The 25619-nt window shown below is 67.8% G+C and carries 22 protein-coding genes and 1 pseudogene; 10 read left to right on the top strand and 13 right to left on the bottom strand.

All coding sequences use genetic code 11. The features are described 5' to 3' along the window. The first annotated feature begins 96 nt into the window (after positions 1 to 96). The 4 genes from PTT45_RS03060 to speA all read left to right on the top strand — a co-directional run bounded on the left by PTT45_RS03060 (position 97) and on the right by speA (position 4414). On the top strand, positions 97 to 1167 hold the full coding sequence (locus PTT45_RS03060; protein ID WP_273811469.1) for a DUF2333 family protein: 1071 nt from the start codon (positions 97 to 99) through the stop codon (positions 1165 to 1167). Then, entirely contained in the window at positions 1167 to 1700 is a 534-nt protein-coding gene (locus PTT45_RS03065) for an NUDIX hydrolase (RefSeq protein ID WP_273811470.1), read from the top strand. Before PTT45_RS03060 ends, PTT45_RS03065 begins: the two co-directional genes overlap by 1 nt. Positions 1701 to 2010: 310 nt before the next feature. Next, the gene (locus tag PTT45_RS03070; RefSeq protein ID WP_043307094.1) at positions 2011 to 2382 is read left to right on the top strand and encodes a translation initiation factor Sui1; all 372 of its coding nucleotides are present in this window, start codon (positions 2011 to 2013) and stop codon (positions 2380 to 2382) included. 118 nt (positions 2383 to 2500) lie between these two features. After that, entirely contained in the window at positions 2501 to 4414 is a 1914-nt protein-coding gene (gene speA / locus PTT45_RS03075) for an arginine decarboxylase (protein WP_273811471.1), read from the top strand. Positions 4415 to 4470: 56 nt separating this feature from the next. Here the strand turns inward: speA and PTT45_RS03080 are convergent, their stop codons facing one another. After that, complete coding sequence (locus PTT45_RS03080) at positions 4471 to 4926, bottom strand: DUF2214 family protein (RefSeq protein ID WP_273811472.1); 456 nt, start codon at positions 4924 to 4926, stop codon at positions 4471 to 4473. A 570-nt stretch (positions 4927 to 5496) separates the two neighbouring features. Between PTT45_RS03080 and PTT45_RS22285 the strand changes: the two are divergent. Together PTT45_RS22285 and PTT45_RS22290 are read left to right on the top strand one after the other, a co-directional pair. Beyond that, a pseudogene (locus tag PTT45_RS22285) lies at positions 5497 to 6513 on the top strand (cache domain-containing protein); the annotation flags it as partial. A 138-nt stretch (positions 6514 to 6651) separates the two neighbouring features. Next, positions 6652 to 7380 (top strand): methyl-accepting chemotaxis protein, encoded by a 729-nt coding sequence (locus PTT45_RS22290; RefSeq protein WP_443218148.1) that lies wholly within the window; start codon positions 6652 to 6654, stop codon positions 7378 to 7380. Between the two features lie 29 nt (positions 7381 to 7409). On the opposite strand, the gene PTT45_RS03090 is transcribed toward PTT45_RS22290, so the two are convergent. From PTT45_RS03090 to ada, 9 genes are all read right to left on the bottom strand, one after another. Continuing rightward, the gene (locus PTT45_RS03090) at positions 7410 to 8444 is read right to left on the bottom strand and encodes a sensor domain-containing diguanylate cyclase (RefSeq protein ID WP_273811474.1); all 1035 of its coding nucleotides are present in this window, start codon (positions 8442 to 8444) and stop codon (positions 7410 to 7412) included. An 11-nt stretch (positions 8445 to 8455) separates the two neighbouring features. Next, the gene (locus tag PTT45_RS03095) at positions 8456 to 9802 is read right to left on the bottom strand and encodes an MATE family efflux transporter (protein WP_273811475.1); all 1347 of its coding nucleotides are present in this window, start codon (positions 9800 to 9802) and stop codon (positions 8456 to 8458) included. A 74-nt stretch (positions 9803 to 9876) separates the two neighbouring features. Beyond that, positions 9877 to 11004: a GGDEF domain-containing protein gene (locus tag PTT45_RS03100; protein WP_273811476.1), complete on the bottom strand. Its 1128-nt coding sequence runs from the start codon at positions 11002 to 11004 to the stop codon at positions 9877 to 9879. An 84-nt stretch (positions 11005 to 11088) separates the two neighbouring features. Next, positions 11089 to 11532 carry a DMT family transporter gene (locus tag PTT45_RS03105; RefSeq protein ID WP_273811477.1) on the bottom strand — a complete coding sequence of 148 codons (444 nt, stop codon included), beginning with the start codon at positions 11530 to 11532 and terminating at the stop codon, positions 11089 to 11091. 155 nt (positions 11533 to 11687) lie between these two features. After that, complete coding sequence (locus PTT45_RS03110) at positions 11688 to 12251, bottom strand: DUF4136 domain-containing protein (RefSeq protein WP_273811478.1); 564 nt, start codon at positions 12249 to 12251, stop codon at positions 11688 to 11690. A 64-nt stretch (positions 12252 to 12315) separates the two neighbouring features. Continuing rightward, entirely contained in the window at positions 12316 to 12909 is a 594-nt protein-coding gene (locus PTT45_RS03115) for a DUF4136 domain-containing protein (RefSeq protein ID WP_273811479.1), read from the bottom strand. Positions 12910 to 12963: 54 nt separating this feature from the next. Beyond that, positions 12964 to 13713, bottom strand: a complete 750-nt coding sequence (locus tag PTT45_RS03120; protein WP_273811480.1) for a methyltransferase domain-containing protein — start codon at positions 13711 to 13713, stop codon at positions 12964 to 12966. Continuing rightward, positions 13710 to 14012 carry a nucleotide pyrophosphohydrolase gene (locus PTT45_RS03125; protein WP_273811481.1) on the bottom strand — a complete coding sequence of 101 codons (303 nt, stop codon included), beginning with the start codon at positions 14010 to 14012 and terminating at the stop codon, positions 13710 to 13712. Before PTT45_RS03125 ends, PTT45_RS03120 begins: the two co-directional genes overlap by 4 nt. A gap of 55 nt (positions 14013 to 14067) precedes the next feature. After that, complete coding sequence (ada, locus tag PTT45_RS03130) at positions 14068 to 15102, bottom strand: bifunctional DNA-binding transcriptional regulator/O6-methylguanine-DNA methyltransferase Ada (protein WP_273811482.1); 1035 nt, start codon at positions 15100 to 15102, stop codon at positions 14068 to 14070. 116 nt (positions 15103 to 15218) lie between these two features. Here ada and PTT45_RS03135 point away from each other — a divergent pair, with 116 nt between their 5' ends. Next, entirely contained in the window at positions 15219 to 18710 is a 3492-nt protein-coding gene (locus PTT45_RS03135; RefSeq protein WP_273811483.1) for a response regulator, read from the top strand. Positions 18711 to 18723: 13 nt separating this feature from the next. Further along, positions 18724 to 19908: a response regulator gene (locus PTT45_RS03140; RefSeq protein WP_273811484.1), complete on the top strand. Its 1185-nt coding sequence runs from the start codon at positions 18724 to 18726 to the stop codon at positions 19906 to 19908. A gap of 40 nt (positions 19909 to 19948) precedes the next feature. On the opposite strand, the gene PTT45_RS03145 is transcribed toward PTT45_RS03140, so the two are convergent. From PTT45_RS03145 to PTT45_RS03155, 3 genes are all read right to left on the bottom strand, one after another. Next, positions 19949 to 22594: a bifunctional diguanylate cyclase/phosphodiesterase gene (locus PTT45_RS03145; protein WP_273811485.1), complete on the bottom strand. Its 2646-nt coding sequence runs from the start codon at positions 22592 to 22594 to the stop codon at positions 19949 to 19951. A 77-nt stretch (positions 22595 to 22671) separates the two neighbouring features. Continuing rightward, positions 22672 to 22956, bottom strand: a complete 285-nt coding sequence (locus tag PTT45_RS03150) for a DUF2218 domain-containing protein (RefSeq protein ID WP_273811486.1) — start codon at positions 22954 to 22956, stop codon at positions 22672 to 22674. 47 nt (positions 22957 to 23003) lie between these two features. Then, complete coding sequence (locus tag PTT45_RS03155; RefSeq protein WP_273811487.1) at positions 23004 to 23645, bottom strand: NAD(P)-dependent oxidoreductase; 642 nt, start codon at positions 23643 to 23645, stop codon at positions 23004 to 23006. A gap of 101 nt (positions 23646 to 23746) precedes the next feature. Between PTT45_RS03155 and PTT45_RS03160 the strand changes: the two genes are divergently transcribed. Then, the gene (locus PTT45_RS03160) at positions 23747 to 24634 is read left to right on the top strand and encodes a LysR family transcriptional regulator (protein ID WP_273811488.1); all 888 of its coding nucleotides are present in this window, start codon (positions 23747 to 23749) and stop codon (positions 24632 to 24634) included. A gap of 56 nt (positions 24635 to 24690) precedes the next feature. After that, a complete protein-coding gene (locus tag PTT45_RS03165; RefSeq protein WP_273811489.1) occupies positions 24691 to 25578 on the top strand; it encodes a PA4780 family RIO1-like protein kinase in 888 nt (295 codons plus the stop codon). Positions 25579 to 25619 lie beyond the last annotated feature (41 nt).

Consider the following 25619-nt stretch of genomic DNA (forward strand, 5'->3'; position numbering starts at 1 on the left):
TGGCTGCCTCACCTGTGCGCTTCACTTATAGTGCAAGTCAACGATCCGCCGCGGATGAGGTCGGATCAAGCGAACACGCAAGCAAGGACCATGATCATGCTGGACTGGAAGAATCGCGCGGGAGAGCCGCGCGGCAATGCCGATGACTCGCTGGATAGTGTGCGCAGCTACTTCGGTGGCGGCTGGGTTGGCAAGACGCTGGGCACCCTGCTGGGCCTCTATCTGCTGGGCGCCATGCTGGTGGGCTGGTACTGGAGCCAGGAGCCGGGGCTGTTCCCCGTGCAGCAGCGCGCCCAGGCCGCGGCGGAGCAGGCGCAGCGTAAGCTGGTCAGCGGCTACACCACGGTGGAGACCCTCAAGCAGGTATCCGAGACCCTGCTGAACAAGCCCGGCGGCTACCTCTCGAACGACATCGCCCCGCCCGGCCTGTGGCTGGACAACATGCCGAGCTGGGAGTACGGCGTGCTGGTGCAGGTGCGCGACCTGTCGCGTGCGCTGCGCAAGGACTTCGCCCGCTCGCAGTCGCAGTCCACCGAAGACCCGGACCTGGCCAAGGCCGAGCCGCGCTTCAACTTCGACAACAAGAGCTGGGCCCTGCCGGCGTCCGAGTCGGAGTATGCCGAGGGCATCAAGTCGCTGGATCGCTACCTGGCCAACCTGAGCAACCCCACCCAGCAGCGCACCCAGTTCTATGCGCGTGCCGACAACCTCAACAACTGGCTGGGCGATGTCGCCACGCGCCTGGGCTCGCTGTCCCAGCGCCTGTCTGCCAGCGTCGGCCGGGTGCGCCTGAACACCGATGCCGAGCCGAACCAGCCGGTGCCGACCGGTGAGGTGGTGGCGGTGCGCGAGGAGGAGGTGAAGACCCCCTGGCTGCAGATCGACAACGTTTTCTACGAGGCCCGTGGCCAGGCCTGGGCGCTGTCGCACATCCTGCGCGCCATCGAGGTGGACTTCGCCGACGTGCTGGCGAAGAAGAACGCCACCGTCAGCGTGCGCCAGATCATCCGTGAGCTGGAGGCCGCTCAGGAAACCCTGTGGAGCCCGATGGTGCTCAACGGCAGCGGCTATGGCGTGCTGGCCAACCACTCGCTGGTGATGGCCAACTACATCTCCCGCGCCAACGCCGCGATCATCGACCTGCGCACCCTGCTGAGCCAGGGCTGATGGCCATCTCCGAGCGCGAGGCGGTGCACCGCGCCGCCTCCGACGCCGAGCGAGTGGCCTGGGTCGACGAGCAGGACCAACTGCTCGGCGGCCTGGTGCGGGCCGAATTGCGCGAGCGTGGCCTGATCGGCCGCGGCACCTTCATCCTGCTGTTCAATTCGCGTGGCGAGCTGTGCGTGCACCGTCGCACCTTGAGCAAGGCCATCTACCCCGGCTACTGGGATGTGGCGGCCGGCGGCATGGTGGGTGAGGGCGAGAGCTACGCCGAGTCCGCCGCCCGCGAGCTGCATGAAGAGCTGGGCATCGTTGGCGTGGCATTGCGCGAGCATGGCCGCTTCTATTTCGACGAACCCGGCAATCGCCTGTGGGGCGCGGTGTTCTCCGCCGTGTCCGATGCACCGCTGGTGCTGCAGCCGGAGGAAGTGATGGAGGCGCACTTCATCGCGCCGAGCCAGGCTCTCAGCGATGCCCTGGAGAAACCGTTCTGCCCGGACTCCCTGCGCGCCTTGCAGTTGTACCTGGCCAGCCTCTGAGCCGAGCGCAAGGAAGTCTCGCCGGCACCTTGGTTTGCTCTACTGTCTTCGGCGAGCACACCCCCTGCAAGCCGCGCAGGGCTTGGTTTTGTGCAGTATTTCCCGTCGCGCTGTGCATGATGCCGCACGAGGTCGCCAATCCGTCGATCAATGGCGCAATTTCGCACTTAGCAACCCGGCCTTTTGCCCTTACACTGCGCCACCTTCAAAGCCAGGCGCCATGCCTGGTTGCGCTGCCCCTGCCTGAGTGGGGCTTCGCGGTCGGCTTTAGCCGGCCAGTCGCTATCCTGACCCCTATGAGGAAAAGCCGGTGGTCAAGAAAGCTTCGTCGTTCTCCGCGCTGAGCGGTCTCGTCTATTCCACCGATGCCGGTCGGCACTGCCCCGACTGTGGCCAGCCCGTGGCTGCCTGTATCTGCAAGCAGAGCCAGATTCCCGAAGGCGACGGCATCGCCCGCGTGCGCCGCGAGACCAAGGGCCGTGGCGGCAAGACCGTCACCACCGTCACCGGCGTGCCCCTGGCCGAAGCCGAGCTGAAAGAGCTGGCCAGCGCGCTGAAGAAGCGTTGCGGCTGCGGCGGCGGGCTCAAGGACGGGGTCATCGAGATTCAGGGCGACATGGTCGAGCTGCTCCTCGAAGAGTTGAGCAAGCGCGGCTTCAAGGCCAAGAAGTCCGGCGGCTGACGCGCCACTTCCTAAACTTCCATGCAGGAGGGGGAGTCCACTCTCCTGCAACCTTCATATTCGTACCGTACAAGAGCTGCCGGGCGGCAGCCCTTTTTCTTGCCTACAGGAGATCTCGATGGCCGCAAGACGCACCCGCAAAGACGATGGCAGCCAATGGACAGTCGCGGACAGCCGCAGCGTATATGGCATTCGCCACTGGGGCGCCGGCTTCTTCTCGATCAATGATGCCGGTCGGGTGGAAGTGCGCCCGAACGGCCCGGACAGCGCGCCCATCGACCTCTACGCGCAGCTCGACGGCCTGCGCGGCAGCGGCCTGTCGCTGCCGCTGCTGGTGCGCTTCCCGGACATCCTGCAATACCGCGTACGCCAGCTGACCGGTGCCTTCGACGCCGCCATCGAGCGCCTCGAATACGGCAGCCGCTACACCGCCCTGTACCCGATCAAGGTCAACCAGCAGGAAGCGGTGGTGGAGAACATCATCGCCACCCAGGACGTCTCCATCGGCCTGGAAGCCGGCTCCAAGCCCGAGCTGATGGCCGTGCTGGCGCTGGCGCCGAAGGGAGGCACCATCGTCTGCAACGGCTACAAGGACCGCGAGTTCATCCGCCTGGCGCTGATGGGGCAGAAGCTCGGTCACAACGTGTTCATCGTGATCGAGAAGGAATCCGAGGTGCAGTTCGTCATCGAGGAGGCGGCCAAGCTCAAGGTCACTCCGCAGGTCGGTCTGCGCGTGCGCCTGTCCTCGCTGGCGTCCTCCAAGTGGGCCGACACCGGCGGCGAGAAGTCCAAGTTCGGCCTGTCCGCCGCGCAGATTCTCTCGGTGGTCGATCGCTTCAAGGCGGCCAAGCTGGAGCAGGGCATCCGTCTGCTGCACTTCCACATGGGTTCGCAGATCGCCAACATCGCTGACTACCGCAAAGGCTTCCGCGAAGCCATCCGTTACTACGGCGAGCTGCGCGGCCTGGGCCTGCCGGTCGATCACATCGACGTCGGCGGCGGCCTCGGCGTGGACTACGACGGCACCCACTCGCGCAACGCCAGCTCGATCAACTACGACATGGAGGACTACGCCTCCACCGTGGTCGACATGCTCAAGGAGTTCTGCGACCGCCAGGACATCCCGCATCCGCACATCTTCTCCGAGAGCGGCCGGGCCATGACCGCGCACCACGCCGTGCTGGTGGTGCAGGTGACCGACGTCGAGCGCCACAACGACGACGTGCCGGAGATCGACAAGTCCGTCGAACAGCCGGAAGTGCTGCAGAACCTCATCGAGCTGCTGGCCGACAGTGACCCGGAAATGGTCGCCGAGACATACTGGCGCGCGACCCACTACATCGAGGAAGTGGCCGCACAGTATTCCGCTGGCAAGCTCAACCTGACCGAGAAAGCCCTGGCCGAACAGTGCTACTTCGCCATCTGCCGTCGCCTGCACAACCAGCTCAAGGCCCGTCAGCGCTCGCACCGCGCGGTGCTCGACGAGCTCAACGACAAGCTGGCGGACAAGTACATCTGCAACTTCTCGGTGTTCCAGAGCCTGCCGGATACCTGGGCCATCGGCCAGATCCTGCCGATCCTGCCGCTGACCCGCCTGGAAGAAGAGCCGCTGCGCCGCGCGGTGCTGCAGGACCTGACCTGCGACTCCGACGGCAAGATCCGCCAGTACGTCGACGAGCAGTCGATCGAGACCAGCCTGCCAGTGCACGAAGTGCGCGAGGGCGAGGACTACGTGCTCGGCGTGTTCCTGGTCGGCGCCTACCAGGAAATCCTCGGTGACATGCACAACCTGTTCGGCGACACCGACTCGGTGAACATCTACCAGCGCCCGGACGGCAGCGTGGCCCACGCCGGCATCGAGACCCACGACACCATCGAGGACATGCTGCGCTACGTGCACCTGTCGCCCGAGGAACTGATGACCTACTACCGCGACAAGGTGGCCGGCGCCAAACTCTCGGCCAACGAACGCGCGCAGTACCTCGACGCCCTGCGCCTGGGTCTGACCCGTTCGTCCTACCTGGCGACCTGATAGGTCTGCACCATGAAAAAGCCCGGCCAGTGCCGGGCTTTTTTCTGCGCGTCGTTCTAGACGAAGAAGCCCGCGCCGCGCGCCATCAGGCTGGCGAGGAAGGGCAGGCAGACCAGGATCAGCAGCTCCAGGCGGATCACCATGATCGTGCGCCGGGCCTGGGCCGGGCTGATCGTCGGTGCCTTGCCGGCCAGCAGGTCATTGCGCCAGCCGAAGAAGGTCAGGGTCGGCAGGATCGACAGCAGGCCGACCAGGATGAACAGGCTGACCTTGGCGTGGAACACCCAGTTGTGCAGGTAGTAATCCAGGCCCTTGCCGTACCAGATCACCCGCGCCGCGCCGGTGACCAGCACCAGGCCGGCGGCAACCCCGTAGATCATGTCGATGCGCAGCAGGCGCCGCGCCGTGGCGTGGTCGAGATCGGCACGAAACAGCACGTGCTCGCAGGTGAGCAGGGCGAACAATACGAAGATCGACAGGTAGTGCAGGCTGGCGGCAATGGCGTCGGCCATGGTGGTTTCCTCGATCAGGCGATGCAGGTCGGCTGCCTGCTTGGATGGTGGTGGCTGCGGTCGCCGATCCCCTCAGGACGTGCCGCGGCTGCCAGCCACTGTAGCCCAGCATAGGGCGCTCGCTAGTCGCGCAGATCATGCTCCTGCCGTTTTGCCGGATAACCTCTCGTGGTCGCTAGTCGATGCGCGGCGCTTTTGCGGGGCGGCGAGGTTGGCGCTTCCGCAGTGCTCGGGTGCGGAGCATGACCGTTCATCGCTTTGCCGGGCTGCCGCTTCATTCCCGGCTGGCCCGGGCCGATGAACAGGTGAAGGCGCGCGGGTGGAAATGCACGAAGTGTGTGCATTGGTGTGTGATTTTGTGACTTATCTGTTTCTGTTTTGGTCGCAATCTTCGCTCGGATTTGCCGCGTGGCCTCTAGGGCGGGGCTCTGTTGTGGTGGCGTGATCCTTGCTCGATATCGCTCTGGCCGTTTTCTGGCCGTATCCAACAAGCGGCGTCCACGTCGCGAATCGTGAGGGTGAAGCATGCAGTTCTGGCAACGCAGTATCGGCCGGCAGTTGATTCTGAGCATGGGGGCGGCGCTGCTGGTCAGCGTGCTGGTGGTGATTTTCATCTACTCCGGCGTCGCCAACCGGCAGGTCGAGCGGTACCTGGTCAACGGCGAGCTGCCGGCGCGGGTGGAGGCGGTGCGCAATGATCTGGAGCGCGTGCTGGCCACGCCGCTAGAGCAGGCCCGCGCCATCGCCGGCAACAGCCTGGTGGCGGACTGGATGGCGGGTGGCGAAGACCCGGCCCAGCTCGAGGCCATGCAGCGCTACCTGCAGCAGGAGAAGATCGCCGGCAAGACGCTCACCACCTTCCTCGTGGCCCTGGAGACAGGCCACTACCTCACCGATCAGGGCCTCGATCGCACGCTGACGCGCTCCCCGGAGAACGCCTGGTTCTACAGCTTCATCGATGGCGGCAAGCAGCGCGCGCTGGATATCGACATCGATACCACTACCAAGGTACCGACCCTGTTCATCAACCAGCGCATTGCCGCCAACGGCAAGACGCTTGGTGTCGGCGGGCTGGGCCTGGGGCTGAGCGCGATGTCCGACCTGGTCCGCGGCTTCCGCCTCGGCGAGGCCGGGCGCATCTACCTGGTGGATGCCGCCGGCAAGGTCAAGATCCATCCCGACGCGGCGCTCAGTGACCAGGCCAGCCTGGCGCAGCTGGTCGGCGATGCGGCGTCGGGCCAGCTGACGGCGCAGTCCGGCAAGGTGGTTTCCTTCGATCGCGAGGGCGAGCAGTTCTTCGCCATGGCCCTGCCACTGCAGTCGGTCGACTGGCAGCTGGTGGCCGAGATACCCGAGGAGCAGGTCTATGGCGAGGCGCGGCGTGCCCTGCTCACCAGCGCCCTGACCGGCCTGTTGGTGGTGGTGCTGAGCCTGGGCCTGGTGGTCATGCTGGCGCGTGGCCTGGTGCGGCCGATCCAGCGCGTCACCGAGGCGCTGGTGGAAATCGGCGGCGGTGGCGGCGACCTGACCCGGCGCCTGGACGAGTCGCGCCGTGACGAGCTGGGTGATCTGGCGCGCGGCTTCAACCGCTTCCTCGAGGGCCAGCGCCAACTGATCGGCGAGGTGCTGGAAACCAGCGAGCGCCTGCGCGACTCAGTGGGGCAGGTGGCCAAGGTGGTCGACAACACCGCTCAGCGGTCCGACCGCCAACAGGAGATGACCAACATGGTCGCCACGGCGGTACACGAGATGGGCCTGACCGTGCAGGAGATCGCGCGCAACGCCGGCTCGGCGGCGGAGGTCTCGCAGAGTGCACGCGGCCAGGCGACCGCTGCGCGGCGCGAGGTCAGCGGCTCCATCGCGCATATCCAGAGCATGTCCGGCGAGATCGGCGAAGCTGCCAGCGCAGTCGGCGAACTGGCCGCCGAGGTGGCGTCCATCGACCAGGTGCTGGCAGTGATTCGCGGCATCGCCGAGCAGACCAACCTGCTCGCGCTCAACGCCGCCATCGAGGCGGCGCGGGCCGGCGAGATGGGCCGTGGTTTTGCCGTGGTCGCCGACGAGGTGCGCACCCTGGCCAGCCGCACGCAGAATTCGACGGCGGAAATCCAGCAGATGATCCTGCGCTTGAAGCAGGGCGCCGATACTGCGGTCAGCTCGATGCAGGCCGGCCAGCAGGCCACCGGCGTTGGTGTGCAGGCGAGTGAGAGCACCGGGCGTGCGCTGGAGGAGATCGCCGAGCAGGTCGAACGCCTCAGCGACATGAACCATCAGGTCGCTGCTGCCACCGAGGAGCAGAGCTCGGTGACCGAGGAGATCAACCGCAACGTGCAGGGCATCGCCGACCTGGCGTTGCAGACCGCCAGCGAGGTGCAGAGCTGCAACGAGGATTGCCGGACCCTGCACCGCCTGGCCGAAGACCTCAGCCGGCAGATGGGCCGCTTCCGCCTGTGAGGCGTTAGTGGTGGCGCTGCGGCGACGCCCTAGAAGGCGTCGTCGGTGTGCACCGCGCGGTTGTAGCCCAGCTGCTTGGCGCGATACAGCGCGCGGGAGGCGCGTTCCAGCACCTGAGTCTGGTTCTCGCCAGGCAGCAACAGCGCGCTGCCGAGGCTGAGGCTCAGGGCCAGCGACTGCCCGGCGGCGGTCACCGGCGCGTCGGCGATGGTCTTGCGCATGCGTTCGGTAACGTGCCCCAGTTCGCTGGCATCGTGCACCGCCAGCACGGCGATGAACTCCTCACCGCCCAGGCGCACCAGCAGGTCGTCCGGGCGCAGCGCCGCGCTCAGGCGCCGCGAGCACTCCCACAGGGCCTGGTCGGCACCGGCGGCGCTGCTGCGGTCCTTGACCGTGTCGAAGTGGTCGAGCTCGGCGTAGATCACCCCCAGGCGCAGGCCGGCATCGCGCGCGCTGTTCTGCTCGCGGCTGAAGAACTGCAGCAGGGCGGCGCGATTCCACAGCTGGGTCAGCGGGTCGATCAGCGCCTTGCGCTGCTCGCGGTCCACCGCCTCGCGCAGCTTGTGGGTCTCGCGGCTCATGCTGCGTAGCTGCAGGTAGCCTTCGACCAGTGTGCCCAGGTCGCGCAGGCGCAGGCGTTCCTGCGCGGTCAGTACGCGTGGCTCGGGATGCAGCATGCACAGCGTGCCGATCGGCTGGTCGTTATTGAACAGTGGCTGGCCGGCATAGAAGCGGATGAAGGGCGGGCCGGTGACCACCGGGTTGTCGGAGAAGCGCGGGTCCTGCCTCGCGTCCTCCACCACCAGCGGGCTGCGCGCCGCCACGGCGTGGCCGCAGAAGGAGATGTCGCGCGGGGTTTCGGCCACGTCCAGGCCGACACGTGCCTTGAACCACTGGCGATCACGATCCACCAGGCTGATCAGCACCGTCTCCACTTCGAACAGCTCGCGGGTCAGGCGCACCAGGGTGTCCAGGTACAGCTCGGCGGGGGTGTCGAGCAGCTCCAGGTTGTCCAGCACCTGCTGGCGCTGGGATTCGTCGATGGGGCAGGGGGCAGGCAGCATGGTCATCTCCCTCAATGGCCGGCGCTGAGCCAGGCATCTTTCAGTTGCAGCCGCCGGGCCTGGATGGCCAGGCTCAGGCCGCGCATCAGCATGAAGCATAGAAAGGCCAGCCACAGACCGTGGTTACCCAGGCCGCGCAGCAACCAGCCGACGAGCAGACCCAGGGCCACGCTGAGCAGCATGGCGTTGCGCATTTCCCGCGCCCGCGTGGCACCGATGAACAGGCCGTCGAGCAGGTAGCTCCATACCGCAATCAGCGGCAGTAGAGCCAGGTACGGTAGATAAGGGTAGGCGGCGCCGCGCACTTCGGCGATGTCGCTCTGCAGGTCGACGAACAGTTGGCCGCCGAGCAGGAACAGCACGGCGAACAGCAGGCTGCCGAGCAGTGACCAGCCACCGGCCACCACCAGCGAGCGACGCAGGCCGAGGCGGTCCCTGGCGCCGATGGCATGCCCGCACAGGGCCTCGACCGCATGAGCCAGGCCGTCCAGGGCGAAGGCGGCGAGCAGCAGGCCATTGAGCAGCAGGGCGTTGGCCGCCACGGTGGCATCGCCCAGGCGCGTGCCCTGCACGGTGATGAGGAAGAACACCAGGTGCAGCGCCAGGGTGCGAATGAGGATGTCGCGATTCACCGCCAGCAGCGCGCTCCAGCTGCGCCGCTGGTGCAAGGCGGCCATGTCGATCTGCCCGGGGTGGCGGCCGAGGGTGCGCCAGGCCAGCAGCAGGCCGAGCAGGGCGCCGCACCATTCGGCGATGACCGAGGCGCGTGCCGAGCCGAGCACGCCCCAGTCCAGGCCAAGGACGAACCACAGGTTGAGCGCGACGTTGAGCAGGTTGGTGGTCAGCATCACCGCCAGCGCGCCACGGGCGTTCTGCGTGCCCAGCAGCCAGCCGACCAGCGCCGCGCCGGCCAGGGTCGCTGGCAGGCCGAACAGGCGGGCGTGGAAGAATTCGCGGGTCAGAGCATCGAGCTGCGCCGAGGGCTGCATCAGCTGCAGCGCCAGGTCGCTCAGGGGGATCGCCAGCAGGCCGACCAGCAGCGCGATCAACCCGGCCAGCGCCAGGCTCTGCAGCAGCACCTGGCGCAGCGCGCCGCCATCGCCGCGCCCGGTGGCCTGGGCGGCGAAACCGGTGGCGCTCATGCGCAGGATGCCGAACACCCCCACCAGCATCGCGTAAAGGCTGCCGCCCACCACCACCGCGCCGAGCTGCTGGGTGTGCGGCAGGTGGCCGATCACCGCGGCATCCACCAGCGCCACCAGCGGCACCGAGAGGTTGGAGAGGATCATCGGCGCGGCCAGCGCCCAGACCCGACGGTGGGTCGGCGCGTGTCGCCAGGCGTCGAGCAGTGCGGACATGGGGGCTCCCGGAAAAGGCCGCAGTATAGGCCGGCTCTAGCCGTCAGCAGCACACTGCGCCACGTGGGCGGACGTCAGGGAGTGGACAGCACCAGGCGGTCGCGGCCCTCGGCCTTGGCCCGGTAGAGGGCATCGTCGACCCGCTTGAAGAAGGCTTCGGCGCTCTCGCCCTGCACGGCGTCGAGACTGCCGACGCCTAGGCTGCTGGTCAGCGGCAGCGTCTGCCCGGGCAGGGAAAAGCCCTGCTCGGCCAGCTTCTGGCGGAAGTGCTCGGCCAGGTCGCGTGCTTGTTCCAGCGGCGTGTTCGGCATCAGCACGCCGAACTCCTCGCCGCCCAGGCGCAGCAGGGCATCGCTGTCGCGACGGAACACCTGGCGCATGCGTTCGGCGAAGGCGCTCAGGCAGGCGTCGCCGGTGCTGTGGCCATGCTCGTCGTTGACGCGCTTGAAGAAGTCGATGTCCAGCAACACCAGCGACAGCGGAGTGCGCTGGCGGCGGGCCTCGGCGACCATGGCCGGGAACAGGTTGTTGAACTGCAGGCGATTGCCCAGCTGGGTCAGGCTGTCGGTGCGGCTGAGCTGGTCGTAGCGCTCGCGCTGGTCGACCAGTTGCTGCTCCATGACCAGGGTGCCGTGGTATTCGCGGTGGCTGCGGTTGAGGGCGAGCAGCAGGTAGCTGAGGTAGAACGCCAGGGTTACCGCCAGCGCCTCCTGCGCCGGCCACTGCCAGCCCAGCACGGCCAGGCCTGGCAGGTAGAGCAGGAGAATGGCGCTGACGCAGCGGCGCTTGCGCATCGAGAAGTTGAACGCCATGGCCGTGCTGAAGGCCACGGTGCTGAGGGTGGCGATCAGCCGTGACGGCTCGAGCTCCGGGCGCAGCAGGGCCCAGGCGTGGGCCAGGCCCCAGCCCAGGCTGGTGGCGAGGATCAGCAGCCAGTGGCGGTCGATCCAGCGATGCAGGGCGGCGTCATTTTCCTCGCTGGGCAGGCGATGCAGCCAGCGCAGCAGCATCATGGCCGTGAAGAACAGGGTGCCCAGGATGCCCAGCACCGGCATCGCGCCGGGCGCCGCGGAAAAACCCCAGGTCAGCAGCCAGGCGAGCAGGTAGTAGATGCCGCCCAGGCGGGTACGGACATGGGTGTCCTGGCTTTCCCGAAGAAGGGTGAAGGTGGTGTGGGGGGAGAATTGCGGGTCGGTGGCCATGTGCTGATGTGATCACAAATACGGCGTATCAACATCATAGGCTTGCCACCGAGCCATGCAAGGCAAAGTGCCAGTATTTCGTCGTCAGCCGCGGCGGATCATCCAGATGCCGCCGACGATCAGCACCAGCCCGGCAATCTTGCCGGCGGTGATCGGTGCCTCGCGGAAGCCCGCCCAGCCGTTGTGATCGAGCAGTACCGCCATGCCCAGCTGGCCGGCCAGTACCAGCACCATGAACAGCAGGGCGCCGATGCGCGGCCCGGCAAAGGCGGCGACGGCAATGAAGAATGCGCCGAGCAGGCCGCCACTCCAGTGCCACCAGTTCAGCTCGCGCAGCGCGGCCATGCTGGGCACGCCGCGGTTGAGCAGGACCAGCGCGAGCAGCGCGGCGCTGCCGACCAGGAAGGAGATCAGCGCGGCGGTCAGGGTGTTGGGGACGTGTCGGGCCAGTTGGCCATTGATGCCGGCCTGCAGCGGCAGCATGGCGCCAGCGACCAGGGCCATGGCTAGGAGCCACCAGTTGGACATGGAGTTCTCCATGGAAGAGGGGCCGGTCATTATGCGTACTTTTGACCGGTGAGTCAGCTTAAGCCGGTAGACGGCCATTTAGCATGATTGCCAGCCCGCGAGCGGGCTGGCGTGGCGGGCACGCCAGACTTGATGGTTGCTCAGTGCGGGATGGCTCAGTGTGGCGGGTACTGCGCCAGCACCTTGCTCACGGTTTCGCGAATCGCCGCCTCGCGCTCGGTCGGGCCCGGCGGCGACTGGCGCATGACCTGTTCGGCACTGCCGCGCCAGACCAGCTTGCCGTCCTTGCCGTCGAACAGGTCGACCTGGATGGTGGCCACCTTGTAGTCCACGGTGCGGGTCTCGGTGTACGCCGGGCCGCCCCAGTAGCCACCCCAATATCCGCCCCAGTAGCCACCGCCATAGTTGGTGCTGACCTGGTCCTGGCGCTCGTCGACGATCAGCCAGGCCTGCACCTTGAGGTCGCCGGCGCTGCCGGCCTGGGCCGGGCGCAGGCCGCGCTGGTCGAGTTGCTGGCCGATGGCGGCACGGATGCGCTGCTCGGTCAGGTCGCTCTTGATCCGTGGATCGTCCGGGCTGTACTGCAGGGCCGGCTCCTGCCAGGCCCAGCTGCGGTAGCTGGCGAAATCGCGGCTGGCGTCGAAATCACGTTCGACGCGGGGGCTCTGGCAGGCTGCCAGCAACAGCAGAAACGGGACCAGCAACAGGCGGGACAACATGGTGAAAACCTCCGTGGCAGAGCCTTTATCCAACTCCAGTTCGTAGCGTTCGGCAAGCGCCGGATCAGTTCGGCGGGTAGGCCGCCAGAGCATCTTCCACGGCGCGGCGCAGGGCATCGCTGCGCTCGCTCTGGCTGCCCTGGTTGCGCGCCTCGGCGCTGCCGCTCCACACCGGCTGGCCGCTGGCGCCGTCGTACAGTTCGATCTGCACCACCGCGACCTCCACTTCATAGGTGCGTACCAGCGGCACGCTGCCGTACATGCCGTAGTGGTCGCCCCAGGGGCCGTTGCCGTAGTAGCCGCCGTAGTCGTCGCGTACCTGGTACTGGCGGCGCTCCAGGCTCACCGCGGCGCTCACCTGCAGGTCGGCGGCCTTGCTCCCGTGCGCAGGGCGCAGGCCGCGTTGGTCCAGGCCGCCACCGACGGTTTCGGCGACCAGCGCGCCATCGGCCCAGGCGCTGCCAGCCGGTTGTTCGCGCCAGGACCAGTCGCGATAGCGGGCGAAGTCGCGCGGCGTGGCCGGGTAGGCGCTGCGGTCGAAATGATTGGCGGCATTGGCCGGCGCCGGCGGCAGCGACTTGCCGTCGGCGAGATAGGGGTTGCTGCTTTGGCAGGCGCCCAGCAGGAGCAGGGCGGGCAGGAGCGAAAGGCGTTTCATGACAGTCCGTGGAATGCGTTCGGCATTCACCTCAGCGTAGCTCGAATAGGCAGTTTAGAGCGGCCGGCAGACCCAGTGCAGATAACGGCCGAGGCCGGCGAAAGTCGGGTGGCGGCGGTTCGCCAGTTCCATCTCCAACAGGTCGGCCAGTTCGGCCTTGGCCTGGAACTCGCTCGGCATGTAGTCGTGGAATACACGCACGCCACTCTGGCTTTCGACCTGCCAGTGGCCGTCGAGTTGCGCCGCCAGTTCGCGTGGGTCGAGCGGTTTCTGCGGCGTCAGGCTCTGGCCCTCGCCGGCGAAGCGCTCCTTGCGCAGCTTGCGGAAGTGGCCCTTGAGCAGGTTGCGGTAGACCAGCGCATCCTTGTTGTAGAAGGCCAGCGACAGCCAGCCGCCGGGGGCGACCAGTTGGTGCAGCACCGGCAGGATGGCGTGGGGCTCGGCCAGCCACTCCAGCACCGCGTGGCACAGCACCAGATCGTAGGGTTCGGTGAGCTGGCCGAGCAGGTCCTGCCAGGGTGCCTGGATGAACTGCGCTTCCACGCCTGCCTCGGCGAAGCGCTGGCGTGCGCCTTCCAGCATCGGTTCGGCCGGCTCGGCCAGGGTCACGCTGTGGCCGCGCTGGGCCAGCCACAGGCTCATGTGGCCGAGGCCGGCGCCGACATCGAGCACGCGCAGCGGGCGTTCGGGCAGCGCCTCCTTGAGATCGGCCTGCAGCACGGCCAGGCGGATGGCACCCTTGGCGCCGCCGTAGATCTTCTCGGCGAAGCGGGTCGCCAGTTCGTCGAAGTGTCTGTCGCTCACTTGAAGCGCCTCTCGCTGTCGGCCAGCTTGGCGCGCACCGCCTGTTCCATGTCGATGCCGGCCTCGGCGCACAGCAGCAGGAGGTAGAGCACGATGTCGCCGACTTCCTGGCCAGCATGTTCCAGCTGCTCGGCGGAGAGTTGGCGCGACTCGTCCTCGGTCTGCCACTGGAAGATTTCCACCAGCTCGGCCATCTCCACGCTGGCGGCCATGGCCAGGTTCTTCGGGCTGTGGAAACGGCGCCAATCGTTGTGGTCGCGAATGGCGTGCAGGCGTTGGGTGAGTTCAGCGATATCCATGGGCTCTCCTTCAGGCCGCATAGCTTCGGCCCGAAGCTCGCGCCCCGCAAGCCCGTTACTCGATGAGCGCGCCTTCCTTCTCCAGCAGCGCCTGCTTGCGTGGCACGCCCCAGCGATAACCGGTAAGCGCGCCGTTGGCGCCGATCACCCGGTGGCACGGCACCAGCAGGCCCAGCGGGTTGCTGGCGCAGGCGCGGGCCACGGCACGAGCGTGGCTGCCGATCTGCTCGGCCAGCTCGCCGTAGCGCCGCGTCTGCCCCGGCGGAATCTCACGTAGGGCTTGCCAGACCTGTTGCTGGAAGGCGGTGCCGCGCATGTCCAGCGGCAGGTGGGCGGCGCGCGCCGGCTCCTCGATCTGCACCACCACCTCGCGCAGCCAGTCGCGCAGGCCGCGCTGGTCACGGCGCAGTTCGGCGGCGGCGAAGCGTTGCTGCAGTTCGGCCTCCAGCTCGCACTCGTCGTCGCCGAACAGCACGGCGCAGGCGCCCTTGTCGCTGGTGGCGAGCAGCAGCAGGCCGAGCGGGCAGAGGGTGATGGCGTAGCGCAGCACTTCGCCTGCGCCCTTCTGCCGGCGCTGCGCCGGGCTCAGGGCGGAGGTCTCCTCGTACAGGGCGCGGGTGCCGGAATAGCCGGCGTCCAGCGCGGCCTGCAGCACCGATGGCGCGCCGGGCAGGGTGGCTTCGAGGCGCTGGCGGCGATGGGCGTCGAACCAGGCTCTCGGGCTCATCCCGGTGCGTGCCTTGAAGGCGCGCGCCAGGTGCGAGGCGGACAGGCCGATGCGCGCCGCCAACTGCTCCAGCGTCGGCGGCTGCTCGCTGTTCTCCAGCAGGCGGCAGGCGGAGATGACCAGCTCGTCCAGTTGCTCGGCCGGGCTCTTGCCCTGCGGCGTGCAGCGCCGGCATGGGCGGAAGCCGGCTGCCTCGGCACTGGCTGGGTCGACATGGAAACTGACGTTGTCGCGCCGGGGGCGCCGTGCCGGGCAACTGGGCCGGCAGTAGATGCCGGTGCTGCGCACGGCGAACACGAAGCGCCCGTCCTGCGTTGCGTCGCGGTCGCACAAGGCCTGCCAGCATTGGTTCTGATCGAGCATGACGATCTCCCGAATTCCGTTGTGGCGATTGTCGATCCGCCGCCGCTGGCTGCCAATCCGTATCTGACTTTCAAAGCCTATGCTGAGGGTGCCCCCGTTCCGCAAGGAAGCCGTCCATGTCGCGCCTGTGCTGCCTGCTCCTGTTCTGCCTGTTGCCGGCCGCTGCCTCCGCGGCGCTGCAACTGGACGAGCACGAACGTACCTGGCTGAGCGAACACCCGGTGCTGCGCGTGGGCATCGAGCGCAGCGGCTGGCCGCCGTTCGATGTGATCGACGAGCAGGGCCGCCACCGCGGGCTCAGCGGCGACTACCTGAGCCTGCTCGCCCAGCGCCTCGGCGTGCGTCTGGAGCCGGTGCTGCTGGACGACTGGAACGCGGCGCTGGCCGCCCTGCGCGACGGCCATGTCGACCTGCTGCCGTCGGTGGCGCGCACGCCGGAGCGCGAGGCGACGATGGCCTTCAGCGAGCCTTATCTGGTCAGCAGCAGCCTGATCTTCACCCGCGAGGATGTCGACGTGCAGCGCATCGGCGGCCTGGCCGGGAAGCAGGTGGCCATTGAGCGCGGCTACGTGCTGCAACAGGGCCTGCGCGAGGCAGTGCCGGACGTGCGGATCATCGAGGTGCGCGACACCGAGGCGGCGCTGCGTGCCGTGTCGTCCGGGCGCGCCGATGCCTATGTCGGTGACATGATCGTCGCTAGCTACCTGATCCGCCAGCTCAACCTGACCAACCTGGAACTGCGCGGCGAGACCGGGTTGTCCAGCAGCGAATTCCGCTTCGCTACCCAGCGCGACAACGCCCAGCTGGTGGCCCTGCTGGACAAGGCGCTGGCCAGCCTCGGCGACGAGGAACAGGAGGCGATCAAGGAGCGCTGGCTGCCGCCGCTGACCGCCTTCAACCTGCGCCGCCTGCTGCAGGTGGGTTGGCCCTACCTGCTCGGCCTGGTCGCGCTGATCGCCTTCGTGCTGGTGTGGAATCGCCGCCTGGCGATACAGATCACCGAACGCCAGCGTGCCGAGGCCGAGGCCGAGCGCCAGCGCAGCACCCTGGATGCGCTGATCAACGCGATTCCCGACCCGATCTGGTTCAAGGACACCGAGGGCCGCTACGTCGGGGTCAACCAGGCCTGCGCCGAGCTGTTCGGCCGGCCGCGCGGCGACATGCGCGGGCTGCGTGACGAGGACCTGCTGCATCCGGACTGGGCGGCGACCCGCACCGAACACGACCTGACCGCGCTGAACTGGCCCGGCCCCTACGAGAGCGAGGGCTGGTCGCTGTACCCGGATGGCCGGCGCGCGGTGTTCGACACCCTGCGTACCACCTTCCATGACGACCAGGGCCGGCTGCTCGGCCTGGTCGGCGTGAGCCGCGACATCACCGTGCGCAAGCAGACCGAGGCGGAACTGGCCAAGGCCAAGGAGCTGGCCGAGGAGGCGGCGCGGCTGAAGTCGGACTTCCTGGCCAACATGAGCCACGAGATCCGCACGCCGATGAACGCCATCATCGGCATGTCGCACCTGGCCATGAAGACCGACCTCGACCCGCGCCAGCGCGACTACCTGAACAAGATCCAGCAGGCCGGCCAGCACCTGCTGGGGATCATCAACGACATCCTCGACTTCTCCAAGATCGAGGCCGGCAAGCTGACCATCGAGCACATCGAGTTCGACCTGCAGCAGGTGCTGGAGAACGTCGCCGGGCTGATCGGCGACAAGGTCGGCGGCAAGGGCCTGGAGCTGGTGTTCAACCTCGACCCCGAGCTGCCGCAGCATCTGGTGGGCGACCCGCTACGCCTGGGGCAGATTCTGATCAACTACGCCAACAACGCGGTGAAGTTCACCGAGCGTGGCGAGATCGAGGTCATCCTGCGTGGCGAGGGCCATGGTCCGCATGGCCTGCAGCTGTACATGGGGGTGCGCGATACCGGCATCGGCCTGACCCACGAACAGCAGGAGCGGCTGTTCGAGTCGTTCCAGCAGGCGGACAGCTCGACCACCCGCAAGTACGGCGGCACCGGCCTCGGCCTGGCCATCTGCAAGAGCCTGGCGGAGGCCATGGGTGGCACAGTCGGGGTGGATAGCGAGGCAGGCCACGGCAGCCTGTTCTGGTGCCGGCTGCCGCTGGGTGTGGCCGTGGAGCAGGGACCGCACCTGCTGGCCCAGGCCGACCTGCGTGGGCGCCGCGTGCTGGTGGTCGACGACAACGAGAGTGCCCGCCAGGTGATGCGCGGCATGCTGGAGAGCATGAGCTTTCGCAGCGAGGCGGTGGACTCCGGCCCGGCCGCCTTGCAGCGGGTGCAGGAAGCGGCGCTGCGCCGCGAGCCATTCGAACTGGTGGTGCTGGATTGGCAGATGCCGGTCATGGACGGCCTGGAGTGCGCCCAGCGCATCCGCGCGCTGAATCTCGAGCCACCACCACATCTGCTGATGGCCACCGCCTACAGCCGCGAGGAGGTGCTTCAGGGTGCCGAGCGGGTGGGCATCGAGGAGGTGCTGCTCAAGCCGCTCAATCCCTCGCTGCTGTTCGACGCGGTGATCCGCAGCCTGGGCGGCGATGCCGGCGCGCAGGGCTTGGCCCGCCTGCCGGTGGGCGAGGTGGTGCCGGACTTCAGCGGCCAGCGGGTGTTGCTGGTGGAAGACAACGAGCTGAACCGGGAGGTGGCCTGCGGCCTGCTGCAGGAGAGCGGCCTGCAGATCGACGAGGCGGTGCACGGACAGATCGCCCTCGACCTGCTGCACGCCCATCCTGACGGCCATTACGCCCTGGTGCTGATGGACATGCAGATGCCGGTGCTGGATGGCATCGCCACCACCGAGGCGTTGCGCCGCGAGCCGCGCTTCGCCGCCCTGCCGATAGTGGCGATGACCGCCAACGCCATGCCGGCCGACCGTGAGCGCTGCCTGGCCGCGGGTATGAACGATCACCTGAGCAAACCGATCGAGCCGAGCGAGCTGTGGAGCACCCTGGGGCGCTGGCTGCAGGCGCGCGGCGAGGTGGTCGACGGTGCGGCGCGGCAACCGCTGCCGGAGTGGTCGCTACCTGGGGTGGACCTGGCCAGTGGCTTGCGCCGGGTGCTCGGCAAACCGGACCTGTACCGGCGCCTGCTGGACAAGTTCGCCCTCAGCCAGGCGGATTTCACCAGCCGTCTGCGCGCGGCCCTGGCTGCCGGTGAGCAGGAGAGTGCCGAACGCGAGGCGCACAGCCTCAAGGGGCTGGCCGGCAACCTGGGCGCGGTCGACCTGGCGACCCAGGCGGCGGCCGTGGAGAGCGCGATCAAGGATGCCCGTCACGACGAGCTGGAGACCCTGCTGGCCGAGTTGGAGGCTAGCCTCTCCGGGTTGATCGAGGCGATTGCGGCGCTCGCGCCGATGGCCGTGCCGGCGACCGTCGACGAGGCCCAGCTGCAGCCGCTCTGCCGGCAGCTGATGCACCTGTTCGACGACGACGATCCGCGTGCGGGAAAGATCTTCGAGGAGCATGCCGACCTGCTGCGCAGCGCCTTTAATGAGGAGTACGCCATGCTGGCGGCGGCGGTGCACGGCTTCGACTTCGAACGGGCCCAGGCGCTGCTGCGCCAGGCCGCGCAACGACAAGGGATAACCTGCTAACGGGGGAAGGATGATGACGGAGATGCTCGATCGGCCCGACCAGCCGCTGGTGCTGCTGGTGGACGACACGCCGGAGAACCTCACGCTGATGAGCGAGCTGCTGGCCGACAGCTATCGGGTCAAGGTCGCCAACAACGGCGCCAAGGCCCTGCGCATCGCCGCCGGCGAGCTGCCGCCGGACCTGATCCTGCTCGACATCATGATGCCGGAGATGGATGGCTACGAGGTCTGCCGCCGGCTCAAGGCCGACCCGGCTACCGCCGAGATACCGGTGATCTTCCTCACTGCCAAGACCGAGGTGGCCGACGAGCAGCAGGGCTTCGATCTGGGCGCGGTGGACTACATCACCAAGCCGATCAGCCCTCCAATCGTCCTGGCACGGGTCCGCGCCCAGCTGCAGCTCAAGGCCAGTGCCGACTTCCTGCGCGACAAGAGCGAATACCTGGAATGGGAGGTGCGCCGCCGCACCCGCGATATCCAGTTGCTGCAGGAGGTGACCATCGAGGCCATGGCCGGTCTTGCGGCCATGCGCGACAACCCCTGCGGCAAGCACCTGCAGCGCATCGAGCGCTACATGCTGGAGCTGAGTACCACGCTGGCGCGGCAGCAGCCGCTGCTGGCCGGCGAGCTGGGCGAGAAGCGCATCGCCCAGCTGGGCAAGTCGGCGCTGTTGCATGGCATCGGCAAACTGGTGCTGCCCGATCGCATCCTGCTCAGTCCGGTACCGCTGCAGGGCGAGGACCTCAAGCTGCTGCACAGCCACACGGTTGCCGGCCGCGACGCGCTGCTGGCGGCCGAGGCCAAGCTGGGCAACGTCCCGGACTTCCTGCGCGATGCCCGCGACATCGTCTACAGCCAGCACGAGCAGTGGGACGGCGGCGGTTATCCGCAGGGCCTGCGCGGCGAGCAGGCGCCGCTGGCCGCGCGGCTGATGGCGGTGGTCGGCTGCTACGAGGAGCTGACCAGCCGGCACACCTACCGGCAGTCGCTGGCGCATGCCGAGGCGCTGGCGCAGATCAGCGCCGCCAGCGGCACGCGCTTCGATCCCTCGGTGGTGCTGGCCCTGATCGAGGCTGCCGAGCGTTTCGCGCAGATCGCCCATGAGCAGGCCGACGACGCCGCTGCGGTGCAGTACGAGCTGCAGCGGCTGGAGGAGTCACTGGGCGAGAGCATCGAGCTGACCCTGCCGCCGAGCTGATCGCCCGCGCGGGGAGTGCTGGAGCTGCGGGTGGGGTGGCTCAGGTCGGCAAGCGGGTGCTGCGCCAGTGCTCCAGATCGCCGGCCGGCATCGGTCGGCCGAAGTGGTAGCCCTGGGCTATGTCGCAGCCCTGGCGGGTGAGCGCGGCGGCGGTGTCCTCGTCCTCCACCCCTTCGGCGACCACCTGCATGGCGAAGTTGTGCGCCAGGGCCAGGGTCGACTGCACGATCACCGCGTCGGAGGCGTTCTCGGTCATGGCCGAGACGAAGGTGCGGTCGATCTTCAGCACTTGCACCGGCAGGCGCTTGAGGTAGGCCAGCGAGGAATAGCCGGTACCGAAGTCGTCGATCGACAGGTTCACCCCCAGCTCGCGGATCGCCTGCAGGCTGCGCAGGGCCAGCTCCGGATCTTCCATCAGGGTGCCCTCGGTCACTTCCAGCTCGAGCAGTTCGGCGGCCACCCGGTGGTGGGCGAGCAGCTCGGCGAGCTCCGGCAGGAAGTGCGGGTTGAGCAGGTTGTGGGTGCTGATGTTGACCGCCAGGCAGGTGCCCAGTCCCTGGTCCTGCCACTGCCGTAGCTGGCGCAGGGCCTCGTTCAGCACCCAGCGGGTCAGCGGGTGGATCAGCTCTGTACTCTCGGCCAGGGGGATGAAGTCGCCCGGCGGAATCATGCCCTTTTCCGGATGCTGCCAGCGCAGCAGCGCCTCGAAGCCGACCACCTGGCGGTCGCTCAGGCGGATCTTCGGCTGGTAGTAGAGCTGCAGGCCGCCCTCGCGGATCGCCCGCCCCAATTGGGTGTGCAGGGCCAGGCGCTCGGGCGTGTAGTTGTCGGTGCTGCGTTGGTACAGGGCGTATTCGCGGCGCTCGCGCTTGGCCTGGTACATGGCGATGTCGGCGCAGCGCAGCAGGTCGCTGGCGCTCATGCCGTGCTCGGGGAACATGGCGATGCCGATGCTGGCCGTCAGCTCCAGGTGGATGCCGTCGACCAGCAGCGGCCGGGCGATGACCTGGGCGACGCCGCTGCACAGGCCATGCAGCGCCGCCTGGTCGATCAGGTGCGCGGAGACGATGGCCATCTCGTCGCCGCCCAGCCGCGCCACGCAGGCATTCTGCTCCGCCAGCCACTCCTGCAGGCGCTCACCCAGTTCGGTCAGCACACGGTCGCCGTGCTGATGGCCGAGGGTGTCGTTGACCTCCTTGAAGCGGTTCATGTCGAGCAGCAGCACGGCGAAGTGCTGCCCCTTGTCCAAGGCGGCGCGTTCGTCGATATGGCGCACCAGCCAGTAGCGGTTGGGCAGTTGCGTGAGGCTGTCGTGGGTGGCGAGGAATTCCTGCTCGGCCAGGTAGCGCTTGCGCTCGGTGATGTCGTGCAGCACGCCCAGCAGCAGGGTTTCGCCACGCCAGTGGAACTGCGAGACGCGCAGCTCGCAGTCGAAGTGGCCGGCGCTGTCCTGGCGCAGGAAGCGCCATTCGAACTGCTGGTCCTCGCCCTCCAGCGCGGCGTGGCGCATCAGGTTGGCGGCGACCACCGACAGGCGCCCGTCCAGCTGCCGTTCCGGGGCCATCAGGGCCGGCTTGCGGCCGCGCAGCTGCTCGGCGCCCTCCAGGCCGAACAGGCGTGCGGAGACCGGGTTGGCGGTGAGGATGGTGCCTTCGCGGTCGACCAGCAGCAGGCCGTCGTTCACGTCGGTGAACAGGCGGCGGTAGAACTCTTCGTCCTGGCTCACCTGGCCGATCAGGCGCCGCAGCTGCAGGGCGGCGAGCCCCAGCAACAGCAGGCTGGCGGCCAGCAGCACCAGGGTCAGCCCCGAGCGGCGCAGCCACGGGCCGTGGAAGCTGCTGCGGGTCTCGCCGATCACCGCGTACAGGGGGAAGCGTGGCGACGGGGTGAGCACGTAGTAGGTGGGCACGCCGGCCAGACTGTCGGCTTCGACGAAGCTCGCCGTCGAACGGGTGCCCAGCTGGCGCAGCGGCGACTGTTCCGGCAGCTCGCGGTTGGTGTAGGTCTCCGGCTGCGGCATGCGGTAGAGGATCGTGCCCCAGGCGGAGATAAGGCCGCCGTTCATCTCCTGCTCCAGGCCCAGGCGCTCGAGCAGGTAGCCAAAGCGCTCGGTGGGTATCAGGGCGCCCAGCTGCAATGGCTGCTCGGAGCCGGTCTGTGGGGAAATCATCAGCGGCAGCAGGAAGCCATCGCGATCTGGGTTGCGCAGGGGCGGGTAGAGCGGCTCTTCATGCACGCCCTCGGTCAGCGCGGCGAGCTGGCGCTTCAGCGTCGGGTTGTGCACGGCGCGGCCGGCCGCATCGACGATGAATATCTGTCCGTCGATGAGGGCGAACAGGTGGCTGGAGACCGGGTCGTAGCGCATCGCATCCTGCAGCACCTGGAGGATGCGGTCGCGCTCCTGGCTGGTCACCCGTGGCTCGTTGAGCTCCTCGAAGGAGACTCGCACGCTCTCGTAACTCTGTTGCAGCAGGGCGCTGGTATAGCCCTCCAGCGCCCGTGACAGCGCCATCATGTTGTGGCGATGCTGGTCCGTGCTGGCCTGGTAGTCGCGCAGGATGCTCCAGCCGCTGAAGCCCACGGCGAGCAGTAGCGCCAGGGCCATGCTGACAAAGAAACTCAGGCCGATGCGCCGCCGGCGCAGGCCATGCTGAGGATGCAACTGCAGCTGGAAACTGTTCGGCATGGCGATACTGCGGCCGGGTAGGGAGACTCCAGCATAGGCGATGGCATCCTGCTATCGCCAGATAAATGAATACAGGTTCAGCGCCAGTCCAGCTGCAAGGCTGCCTGCCAGGCGAAACGCTCGAAGTGGCTGGCGACCACGCCCTGCAGTTTCTCCAGATCGGTGCTGTTGCTGCTTTCCACGCGCAGGGTCAGGCCCTGTTCGTCGGCCTGCAGCAGGCTCAGGCCGAAGGCGAATTCGATGCGCCCCTGCTGCTCGTCGAAGCTGACCGGAATCTTGTGGGCGAAGTGCTTGCACAGGCGGCTGATATAGCGCGCCGGGGTGTCGGTGGTGACGTGGGCGGATGCGGTGAAGGTGCTCATGCGATCTCCATAAGGAAGCAGCGCCCCGGTTGCGGGGCGCGAGGGGCTCAGTAGGCGACGGTGAAACGCTGACGGATATGCTGCGGCCGCTCGGTTTCATCGAGCAGGGCCACGGCGAGGTCGGCGACCGAGATATGGCCGGGCGCATCGCCGTTCATCAGCAGCTGTTCGCCGCCGAGGCGGAACTGGCCGGTGCGAGGGCCGGGCTGCAGCAGCGCAGCGGGGGAGAGGAAGGTCCAGTCGAGGTCCTGTTCGTCGCGCAGCTGGTTGAGGGCCTGGCGCGCGCCTTCGGCGCCCTCCTTGTACTCGGCGGGGAAGTCCGGCGTGTCGATCAGTTGCAGGCCCGGCGCCACGTACAGGCTGCCAGCGCCGCCGACCACCAGCAGGCGCCGGACTCCGGCGGCCTTGCTCGCGGCATTGATGGCCGAGGAGCCAGCGATGAACTGCGCGCGGATATCGGCCTCGCCCCAGCCGGGGTTGAAGGCGCTGAGAACGGCGTTGTGACCGCGCAGCTGCTCGGTGAGGCCGGCGACATCGTGCACGTCGGCGCGCAGGCCGGTCAGGTGCTCGTGGCTCGGCAGTTTCTCCGGGTGGCGGACCAGGGCGGTGACCTGGTGGCCACGGTTCAGGGCTTCTTCCAGCAGGGCGGCGCCGACGTAGCCGGTGGCGCCGATCAGGGCGAGTTTCATTGCGGTGTCCTCGGTGTGTTTGCGTGGGACACATAATCGCTTCTGGATAAATGAGGGAAAAAGACGCCTAATCCGCTTTAACAATTAAGCGGAGCTTAATAATGGAGCAGCTCAAGCGCATGGCCCTGTTTGCCTCCGTGGTGGAAAAGGGGTCCATGGTCGCGGCCGCCGAGGCGCTGGGCATGACCGCCTCGGCGGTCAGCCAGCAGATTCGCAAGCTGGAGGAGAGCACCCAGGTCAGCCTGTTGCACCGCACCACGCGCAAGCTGACCCTGACCGAGGCGGGCGCGCAGCTGTACCAGAGCTGCCGGCAGATCGTGCAGCTGGCCGAGCAGGCCGAGCAGCGCCTGGCCGAACTGCGCGATGCACCGGTGGGCGAGTTGCGCATCGCCGCGCCCGTGGGCTTCTCCGGGCACCTGGTGACCAGCGCCCTGGCGCCGCTGTTGAGCGCTCACCCGCAACTGAGCCTGCGGCTGTTCTTTCAGGACGAGCAGATCGACCTGGTCGAGCAGCGTATCGACCTGGCCATCCGTGTCGGCAGCCAGGAGGATTCCAGCCTGGTGGCGCGTTACATCGGCGACTGGCCGATGCTGCTGTGCGCGGCGCCGGCCTACCTGGCGCGCTGCGGCGCCATCGATGGCCCGGAGCAGCTGAGCAGCCTGGACTGGCTGAGCCTGGGCCACGAGCGTGGCAGCCAGCTGGCGCTGCGCGGGCCGGATGGCACGGTCCAGCGCCTGCGGGTGGAGGGGCGGGTGGTGTGCAACAACATCCTTTCGGTGCGCCAGTTCACCCTGGCCGGCATGGGCCTGTCGCTACAGCCGGAGCCGGAGATCCGCGATCTGCTGGCGCGCGGCGAGCTGCTCAGGGTGCTGCCGCAGTGGCAGCCGGCGGCCATCGGCCTGTATCTGGTCACGCCACGGCGTGACGCCCAGCCGGCCAAGGTGCGCTACGCCATCGACGCGTTGCGTCGCGCCCTGCTGGCGGGCTAGCCGCGGATTACGTATAACGCCAGCAGAACCACCACATTGGAGCCCCCTCGTTCACGATGAAAACCCCGAAACGCCTGGAACCCCTGCTCGAAGACGGTCTGATCGACGAGGTAGTGCGGCCACTGATGAGTGGCAAGGAAGCCTCGGTCTATGTGGTGCGCTGCGCCGGCGAGTTGCGCTGCGCCAAGGTCTATAAGGAGGCCAACAAACGTGGCTTCCGCCAGGCGGCCGAGTACCAGGAGGGGCGCAAGACGCGCAACAGCCGTGATGCCCGGGCCATGGCCAAGGGCAGCAAGTACGGCCGCAAGGAGCAGGAGGACGCCTGGCAGAACGCCGAGGTTGCTGCGCTATTCCGTCTCGCCGCCGCCGGTGTACGAGTGCCCAAGCCCTACGACTTCCTCGACGGCGTGCTGCTGATGGAGATGGTCAATGACGGCTACGGCGATGCGGCGCCGCGCCTCAATGACGTCGACCTGCTGCCCGAGGACGCCCGCGAGTTCCACGCCTTCATGATTGGCGAGATCGTCAAGATGCTCTGCGCCGGCCTGGTGCACGGCGACCTCTCGGAATTCAACGTGCTGCTCGACCCCTACGGCCCGGTGATCATTGACCTGCCGCAAGCGGTGGATGCCGCCGCCAACAACCACGCTTTCAGCATGCTCGAGCGCGACGTGCGCAACATGGCCGAGTACTTCGGCCAGTTCGCCCCGGAGCTGCTGGAGACCCGCTATGCCAAGGAAATGTGGGCGCTCTTCGAGGAAGGCAAGCTGACCCCGGAGACCCAGCTCAGCGGCCAGTTCGCCGAGCCGGAGGAACAGGCCGATGTTGGCGCGGTGATGCGCGAGATCAAGGCCGCCCTGGCCGAACAGGCCCGCCGCGAGGCGGCACGCAACGCCGAGGATGCACCGAGCGACGAGCCGCCACCACCGCCCTGGGCGCAGTGACGACCCAATGAAAAACGCCCGCTGCTGCGGGCGTTTTCTTT

This window comes from Pseudomonas sp. Gutcm_11s, assembly GCF_028649395.1.
In the GTDB taxonomy this organism is placed as follows: domain Bacteria; phylum Pseudomonadota; class Gammaproteobacteria; order Pseudomonadales; family Pseudomonadaceae; genus Aquipseudomonas.